This is a genomic window from Lishizhenia sp. (genome assembly GCF_057456495.1).
In genome coordinates this window covers 1-1,785 of sequence record NZ_JBVCPV010000316.1, presented here as the reverse complement: position 1 = coordinate 1,785, position 1,785 = coordinate 1, and the positions used below count along the sequence as shown (strand labels likewise).

Sequence of the window (1,785 nt, the reverse complement as noted above, 5' to 3'; positions counted from 1 at the left end):
ACCATATTTGCCAATTACGGTATTAAGTTTCACTTTGTAGACATGAGTACTACCGAGCAGGTAAAGGCGCATGTAAATGAAAACACCAAATTGATTTGGGTAGAAACGCCAACAAATCCTATGATGAATATCATAGATATCCAAGCAATGGCTGAGGTGGCGAAAGCAGCAAATTGTATGTTGGGGGTAGATAATACTTTTGCTACACCTTATTTACAAAACCCTATAGATCTTGGAGCAGACGTGGTCATGCATTCAGCAACGAAATATTTGGGAGGTCATTCAGATGTAGTAATGGGGGCTTTGGTTACAGATGATGAAGCAATTGCAAAAGAAATGTATCGCATTCAAAATTCTTCTGGAGCTATAACGGCACCTATGGATTCTTTTTTAGTTTTAAGAGGAATTAAGACCTTGCATTTAAGGATGGAAGCGCATTGCAAAAATGGAGAGGCGATTGCGCATTTTTTGGCTGCACATCCGAAAGTGGAAAAGGTGTATTGGCCAGGCTTTGAAAGTCATCCAAACCATGAAATCGCCAAAGCACAAATGAGAGGCTTTGGGGGAATGATTTCTTTTTCTTTAAAAGGAAACAAAATGGAGAATGCCCACAAGGTATTGGCCAAAATGAAGGTCTTTGCTTTGGCAGAATCTTTAGGAGGTGTGGAATCTTTATGTGGTCATCCAGTAACAATGACCCATGCTGCGATTCCCAAAGAGGAGAGAGAAAAAGCAGGGATAGTAGATTCTTTAATACGTTTAAGCGTAGGTATAGAAGATGCAGAAGATTTAATAGCAGACTTAGAACAAGCTTTGGCTTAATAGTATAGATAGAAGAAAAATTAAGATATGGTATTCAGTAAATTTGCCGTAATAGGTGTAGGAAGATACGGAGCAAATATTGCTAAACGACTCGCAGAAAAAGGAGCGCAGGTATTTTGTTTCGATAACAGTGAGGAAAAGATTGAGGCAATCAAAGATGAAGTAGCTTTTGCCGTTTCTTTGGATACTACAGATCAGAAAGCTCTAGCTTCTCAGAATATTGTAGAAATGGATGCAGCCGTTGTGGCGATAGGTGAAAACTTTGAAGCTACAGTTTTAACCTGTGTTCATTTAATGGACTTAGGGGTGAAAAGAATCATTGCTAGAGCCAGTGGAGCTCACCAAACTTTGATTTTAGAGAAGATTGGGATTACAGAAATTCTTACACCAGAAGATGAGGTTGCCTTTGTTGTACGTGAGCAATTATTAAACCCAAGCATACTTTCTTTCTTGCAGTTACCAGATGACTATGAGATTGCTGAAATTAAACCGCCTAAAGGTACAGTGGGTAGAACGATAGACGATATCGATTTTAGAAACAAGTACAAGTTAACCCTGGTTACTTTAAAAAGAGAGTACGATGTTAAAAAAGACGGTGACTACTGTGTTGAGAAACACGTGGTTGGGGTTCCAAACTCAGATACAGTTATAGAATCTAGAGACACTCTTGTCGTCTTTGGGACAGAAAAGCATGTTCAGAGATTTATAGATATAAATAAAGTATAAAGAAAAAGGGAAGAGTGAAATCTTCCCTTTTTTACGTTTAATCACCCATTCAGCCCTTTTCGATTGATTGTTCGTGCATTTTAAATGACGCGCATAATTCTAGGATTCCAATTTAATGTCGTTTATCATAGGGTAATTTTATTTTAACATTGTTATATTCGCTCTGTTGCTAAAATAATAAAATCATGATATTGAATAAATTAAGGTACTTGTTGCCATTAATTTGTATTGCTTCTT

Annotated in this window: 2 protein-coding genes; both read left to right on the top strand. The window is 37.4% G+C overall.

The genetic code is table 11. The annotated features are described in order from the left end of the window. On the top strand, positions 1 to 822 hold an 822-nt coding region (locus AC22ZQ_RS14505; protein ID WP_318959466.1), incomplete at its 5' end, for a trans-sulfuration enzyme family protein. 27 nt (positions 823 to 849) lie between these two features. Further along, positions 850 to 1,548 carry a potassium channel family protein gene (locus AC22ZQ_RS14500; RefSeq protein WP_318959465.1) on the top strand — a complete coding sequence of 233 codons (699 nt, stop codon included), beginning with the start codon at positions 850 to 852 and terminating at the stop codon, positions 1,546 to 1,548. Positions 1,549 to 1,785: the final 237 nt, after the last annotated feature.